This window comes from Streptomyces sp. ISL-100 (assembly GCF_018614615.1).
Classification (GTDB): Bacteria; Actinomycetota; Actinomycetes; order Streptomycetales; family Streptomycetaceae; genus Streptomyces.
In genome coordinates this window covers 1-6,518 of sequence record NZ_JAGGOK010000150.1, presented here as the reverse complement: position 1 = coordinate 6,518, position 6,518 = coordinate 1, and the positions used below count along the sequence as shown (strand labels likewise).

At 69.9% G+C, this 6,518-nt stretch carries 4 protein-coding genes; 2 read left to right on the top strand and 2 right to left on the bottom strand.

Annotation, left to right across the window (positions count from 1 at the left end):
- Positions 1-237: 237 nt before the first annotated feature.
- Positions 238-885 (bottom strand): DsbA family protein, encoded by a 648-nt coding sequence (locus tag J7E89_RS40255; RefSeq protein ID WP_214981482.1) that lies wholly within the window; start codon positions 883-885, stop codon positions 238-240.
- A 131-nt stretch (positions 886-1,016) separates the two neighbouring features.
- On the opposite strand from J7E89_RS40255, the gene pepN reads away from it, so the two are divergent.
- Together pepN and J7E89_RS40245 are read left to right on the top strand one after the other, a co-directional pair.
- The gene (pepN, locus tag J7E89_RS40250) at positions 1,017-3,662 is read left to right on the top strand and encodes an aminopeptidase N (protein WP_214981481.1); all 2,646 of its coding nucleotides are present in this window, start codon (positions 1,017-1,019) and stop codon (positions 3,660-3,662) included.
- A 239-nt stretch (positions 3,663-3,901) separates the two neighbouring features.
- Entirely contained in the window at positions 3,902-4,939 is a 1,038-nt protein-coding gene (locus J7E89_RS40245; protein WP_214981480.1) for a hypothetical protein, read from the top strand.
- 22 nt (positions 4,940-4,961) lie between these two features.
- Here J7E89_RS40245 and J7E89_RS40240 read toward each other — a convergent pair.
- The coding region (locus J7E89_RS40240) for a TIGR03767 family metallophosphoesterase (RefSeq protein WP_214981470.1) at positions 4,962-6,518 on the bottom strand (1,557 nt) is incomplete at its 5' end.

The following is a 6,518-nucleotide window of genomic DNA, read 5'->3' as shown; positions in this document are numbered from 1 at the left end:
CTCGCGTGCAGGGCGTTTTTCTTTGGGCCGTCCCCGTGGAAAGCGTTAGCGGTGGGCCGGGGCGGCGGGTCAAGGGTGGGCCGTAGGCACATCGCGCAGCGACGCGACCGAAGGGAGCGCCCTTGACGCGCCGGTCCGGCCCACCGACCCTGGAGCGCTCGGGAACGACCCGAAACCCCCAGAAGCAAGCCTTGGTTCCCCGGCCGCTCCCGGCCCCGCCCCCCGCCCCCGCCCCCCTCAGTCGAAGATCGGGCCCTGCGTGCGCGTGCGCTTGATTTCGTAGAAGCCGGGGATCGACGCCACCATCAGCGTGCCGTCCCACAGGCGTGCCGCCTCTTCGCCCTTCGGCGCCGGGGTGACCACCGGGCCGAAGAAGGCGATCTCCTCGCCGTTCGCGCCCGGGACGGAGATCACCGGAGTGCCCACCTCCTGGCCGACCTTGTCGATGCCCACCTTGTGCGACGCGCGCACCTCGGCGTCGTACGTGTCCTTGTCGGCGTACTCGATCAAGTCAGCCGGAAGGCCCGCATCCGCCAGCGCGCCTGCTATCGCCTCCAGGGTCGAGCCCTCCCCCTTGTTGTGGAAGCGCGTACCGAGCGCCGTGTACAGCTTGCCGACGACTTCGTCGCCGTGCAGCTGCTGCGCCGCCGTCACCACACGCACCGGGCGCCAGCCCTTGGGGCCGAGCAGTTCGCGGTACTGCTCCGGCAGCTCGTCGAGCTTGTCCTCGTTCAGTACGGCCAGGCTCATGACATGCCAGCGAACCTCGACATCACGGACCTTCTGGACCTCCAGCATCCAGCGGGACGTCATCCAGGCCCACGGACACAGCGGGTCGAACCAGAAATCCGCCGTGGTCTTGCCGTTCTCTGAGCTCTCGGACATGTCTCTCCTCAATAGCGCGGTCGCAACCTGACGGTGGCAACGCCACCGGCCACCGGAGGCATTCCCACGCTCCCCATGTCAGCGCCGCGTGCGAGGATCGGGATGATCGAACGAGACACGAAGGAGTGCCCGTGCCCGGTGAGAATCTGTCCCGCGACGAGGCCCGCGAGCGGGCCGAACTGCTGTCCGTCGAGGGGTACGAAGTAGCCCTCGACCTGCGATCAGCGGTCGGGGAAACCCGGGATGGGAGGGACGGCGGGGAGCGCGCCGCGGACAGTGCAGACCGTGCAGGCCGTGAAGACGGGCCTCGCACGTTCCGCTCCGTGACCACCATCCGCTTCCGGTGCGCGCGGCCCGGTGCCGACAGTTTCGCCGATCTGCTGGCGCCCTCCGTGACCGCCGTCACACTCAACGGCCAGGCGCTGGACCCCGCCGCCGTCTTCGACGGCAAGCGGGTCGCGCTCGCCGGGCTGCGGGACGAGAACGTCCTGGTCGTGGACGCGCAGTGTGCGTACAGCCGTACCGGCGAAGGCATGCACCGCTTCGTCGATCCCGAGGACGGCGAGGTGTACGTGTACACGCAGTACGAGCCGGCCGACGCGCGCCGCGTCTTCGCCAACTTCGAACAGCCGGACCTCAAGGCCCCGTTCCGGTTCGAGGTGACCGCTCCCGACGGGTGGACCGTGTGGAGCAACGGGGTCGGCGAGGTGACGGATGAAGAGGAAGGGGTTTGGCGGTTCGGCGAGACCAAGCCGATCTCGACCTACATCACCGCCTTCGTCGCCGGTCCGTACCACTACGAGAGCGATCTGTACCGGCGGACGTTCAGCGACGGTACGGAGCTCGAGATCCCGCTCGGTGCGATGTGCCGCAAGGGGCTCGCCCGGCACTTCGACGCGGACGACATTTTCACCGTCACCAAGCAGGGGCTTGATTTCTTCCACGACAACTTCGACTTCCCCTACCCCTTCGGGAAGTACGACCAGGCCTTCGTGCCGGAGTACAACATCGGCGCCATGGAGAACCCTGGCTGCGTGACCTTCCGCGAGGAGTACATCTTCCGGGGGAAGGTCACGCAGGCGTCGTACGAGCGGCGGGCGAACGTCATTCTCCATGAGATGGCGCACATGTGGTTCGGCGACCTGGTCACCATGCAGTGGTGGGACGACCTGTGGCTGAAGGAGTCCTTCGCCGACTTCATGGGGTCGTACTCGATGGTCGAGGCCACTCGCTTCACCAACGGGTGGATCACCTTCGCCAACAACCGCAAATCATGGGCGTACCGGGCCGATCAGCTGCCCTCGACACATCCGATCACGGCTGACATCCGCGACCTGGAGGACGCGAAGCTCAACTTCGACGGGATTACGTACGCCAAGGGTGCGTCCGTACTGAAGCAGCTCGTCGCGTACGTCGGGAAGGACGCCTTCATGGAGGGCGCCCGGCGCTATTTCAAGCGTCACGCGTACGGGAACACCCGGCTCGAGGACCTGCTGGCCGTGCTGGAGGAGACATCGGGGCGGGATCTGGCGTCCTGGTCGCGGGCGTGGCTGCAGACCGCTGGGGTCAACTCACTCACTCCGCAGGTGCTTTACGACTCGGCCGGGCGGATCCTGGAGCTGGCGGTGTTCCAGGAGAGCGCCGCGTCTCATCCCGAGCTGCGGCCCCACCGGGTGGCTGTCGGGCTGTACCGGCGCGAGGGAGTCGGCGGTGCGCTGGTGCGGTACGCGCGGGCCGAGGTGGATGTCGCCGGGCCGCGTACGGTCGTGGCGGAGCTCGCGGGCAGCGTGAAGCCGGATCTGGTGCTCGTCAACGACGACGACCTGACGTACTGCAAGATCCGCTTCGACGCGGAGTCGCTGGGGACCCTGCGTGCTCACCTCGGCGATGTGAGTGACCCGCTGGCGCGGGCGCTGTGCTGGTCGGCGATGTGGAACCTCACGCGTGACGCGCTGATGCCGGCGCGGGATTTCGTGGATCTGGTGTTGAAGTTCGCCGGGCGCGAGACCGACATCGGCGTGCTCCAGATGCTGCACGCGTGGACGCGGTCAGCGCTGACGTACTACGCGGCGCCCGAGTGGCGCGAGCACGGCGGACGCTTGCTTGGGGAGGGCGCGCTGCGGGAGCTGCGGATCGCGGAGCCGGGCAGCGAGCACCAGCTGACGTGGGCGCGGTTCTTCGCCGCTACGGCTTGTCGGGACGCGGACTTCCAGCTGCTCCAGGGGCTGCTGGAGGGTACAGCCAAGATCGACGGGCTCGATGTGGACCAGGAGCTGCGCTGGGCGTTCCTCGGGCCGCTCGCTTCGCACGGCGTCGCGGACGAGAAGGCGATCAACGCGGAGCTGGCGCGGGACGACACCGCTTCGGGCAAGCGGCACCAGGTGCGGTGCCTTGCCTCGCGCCCTTCGGCCGCCGTCAAGGCGCAGGCGTGGGCGGCGGTCGTGGAATCCGACACGCTGTCGAACGCGCTCGTCGTGGCCACGATCGATGGGTTTGTGCAGCCGGGGCAGCGGGAGTTGATCGCTCCGTACGGGGAGAAGTACTTCGCCGCGATCGAGAGGGTGTGGACCGAGCGGTCCATCCAGATCGGGATGGACGTGGTGTCCGGGCTGTTCCCGGGGCTCCAGGACAACCAGGGCACGCTCGACGCGACGGACGCGTGGCTGGCCGGCCACGCGGACGCGGCGCCGGCGCTGCGGCGGCTGGTGCTGGAGGCTCGGGACGATTTGGCTCGGGGGCTGCGGGGGCAGGCGTGCGATCGGGCCGCGGGGGTGTGACGCTGGTGGGGGCCGGCGCCGCGGAGGGGGTGCCACGGGGGGTGCGGGCACCTGCGGCGCGGTGACTGGGGCTCCGCCCCGGACCCCGGTCCTCACACGCTGGACGGGCTGAAAGTCGCCATTCGGCGGGTGAGGTTTCGGCAGTCGAACGGCCGTACTTTAGTGCGGGGTTGTCCCGGATTGTCGACAGGTGCGTAACAGCGGTTAGGCGGCAGGGGGCGAGCGGGAAACCCCGGGACATGAACCACAACACCCCGGTCTCCCCCCGCCCCCTCAGCCACCTCTCCGACGCCCAGCGGCGCGTGCTGTCCGCCGCGCAGCTGCGTGCGCACGGTGTGTCCGCCGCCCAGACCGCCGCGCAGTGCCGCCCCGGTGGGCCCTGGCAGCAGATCCTGCCCGGTGTCTTTGTCCTGCACCCCGGGCCGCCCACCAGCGAGGAGCGGCTGCACGCCGCCCTGCTGTACGCGGGGCGGCCGACCGTGGAACGCGTGGTACCGGCGCAGGTCAGGGGGGAGGGCGAGGCAGGCTCGTACGGTGACGTCGTGGTCACCGGGCTCGCCGCCCTCGCGCTGCACCGCTTCTCCTCCGCTCCCCCGCTGCTCTCCCTCGACCGGATCGACGTACTCGTGCCGCGCACTCGGCGGCTGCGGTCCACCGGGTGCGCGCGGCTGGTCCGGGTTCATGCGATGCCCCAGGTCCAGCACATCGGCGGCCTGCCCGTCGCCCCCGTCGCCCGCGCCCTCGCCGACGCCGTCGCGCACCTGACTGACGCCGATGCCGTACGCAGGCTGCTCACCGAGGCCGTACGCGGATCCCACTGCGAACCGTCAACGGTCGTCAAGGAGTTGACGCTCGCGCGGCTGCTCTCGCGGCCGCACGTCATCGACGCCGTCGACTCGCTGCTCGCCGAGGGGCGGGCCGTCGCGGAGGACCGGCTGTATGCGATGGTCCGGGATCACGGGCTCCCGGACCCGCTCTGGAACGTCGATCTGCGGCTGCCCGGCGGGCCCCACCTCGGCGGCGTCGACATCTACTGGCCCGACCAGGCCGTGGCCGTGGAGCTGGACACCCGGGCGCCCCGGCAGGACGAGGACGCACTGTGGTCGGAGTACGCCCGCAAGCGCGAGCACCTGGAGCGGCTGGGCATCACCGTCGTACACATCACGCCGAAGAAGCTGCGGGAAGCAGTGGAGCAGCAGGCGACGGTCGTACGGACCGCTCTGATGGCGTCGAGCGATCGGGAGCCGCCCGCTTATGTGGTGGTTCTGCCGCGCTAGCGGCCCAGCGGGCTCAGCGGACTCAGCGCTTCTTCACCAGGAGCTCCGTGTTCCGGGCGTCCGCCGGGCCCGCCAGGGTCTGCCGGGCGCCCGGCGCGTTGAGGGACAGTTCGCGGTAGAGCGCCGCCAGGCCCGTCTGCGAAAGGTCGGTGTAGTCCGTGCGGTGGGGGGCGGCGGACTCGATCAGCGTGGTGAAGAGGGAGAGCGTGCCGTCGTGGTTGTCGGTCAGTTCGATGATCCGGGCCAGTTGGGGGAACTCGACGTGGGAAGCCGTGGAGATCTCCCAGAAGGTGCCGTGCGCGAGGATTTCGTTGCGGTGGCTGTGTCCGTTGATCCAGGCGATGACGTTGCGGTGCTGCTTGAGGAGGGTGATGAGTTTGTCGCCGCCGCCGTCGTCGAACGTCCAGCTGTTGTGGTGGCTGAAGACGATGACGTGGTCGTCCCGGTGGGCGAGCAGAGTGCGTTTCAGCCAGTCCAGTTGGGCCTTGCCGATCGAGCCCGCGAAGTGGCCGCCCCGGTCGGTGGTGTCCAGGCTGATGCCGAGTACGTCGTCGGAGATGCGGAAGGAGTAGTGGAGGTCGCCTGTGTCGGCGTTCTCGCGGGTGTAGCCGTGGCCGGCCGGGCCCGCGCCGGCGTACTCCGGGTCCAGGTGTGCCTCGACGTACTCGCGTGGGGTGAAGGGGGCGCGGGCCGGGTCGGGCGTGATGGAACGCATGCGACGGGTCTCGCGGCGCAGGAGGTCGGTGAAGTAGCTGCCGCTCGGGTCGTTGCCCTTTCTGAGTACGGCTTCGAGCGCGCTCGCGTCGGCTGCCGGGAGGGACAGCAGTTTGCGGCCGCCGACGGCGAATTCGGCCAGGAAGCCGGAGCCGTTGGCGGCGGCCGCGTTGGCGAAGCAGCCGCTGGGCAGGTCGTCGTGGTTACCGACGGTGGAGTACCAGGGGACGCGCAGGCCGGGGCTGTTCACCGGGCGTAGTGCTGCTGCGAGGTAGCCCTCCAGGCGCGGGAAGCCGCGCTTCTTGTCGGCGTCGCGCAGCACCGCGTCCGGGTGCCAGTACAGGGGCAGGCCGGAGTCCTGGACGCCTTCGTAGCGGGTCGGGTCGCCGGTGTTTGGGGTGATGCGGCCGCCGCTCATGGTGCGCAGGAACCAGTCGAGTTCGGCCTTGTTGTTGTTGTCCGTGTTGTCGCCGGTCGTCATGACGAAGCCGAGGTCCGTGCCGGTGACGGGGCCGCCGCGGAGAGCGTTGACGCGCTCGACGAGCGAGATCGCGCCGTGGACTGTCAGGGCTTCCTGGGGGCGCCAGGCGCCGGGGGCATGGGCGCGCAGGTATTCGGTACGGACCGGGTGCTGTACGTCGGTGAGGTGGAGGTCGGTGAGCTGCACGAAGGAGGCGAGGGGCGTACGTCGCTCCGCGCGGCCGGAGCGGGCGGCGGTGAGCTGCGTGCGTACGACGCGCTGCCAGCCGGGGCCCGTTGTGAGCCTCCGGTAGCCGGAGGCGGAGCCGCGTGGGGTGGCGACCGTGCGGAGCGTTGTGGCCGTCCAGGGCGGGACGGCGAGGGGGGCGCGGGCGGGGGTCGGGGC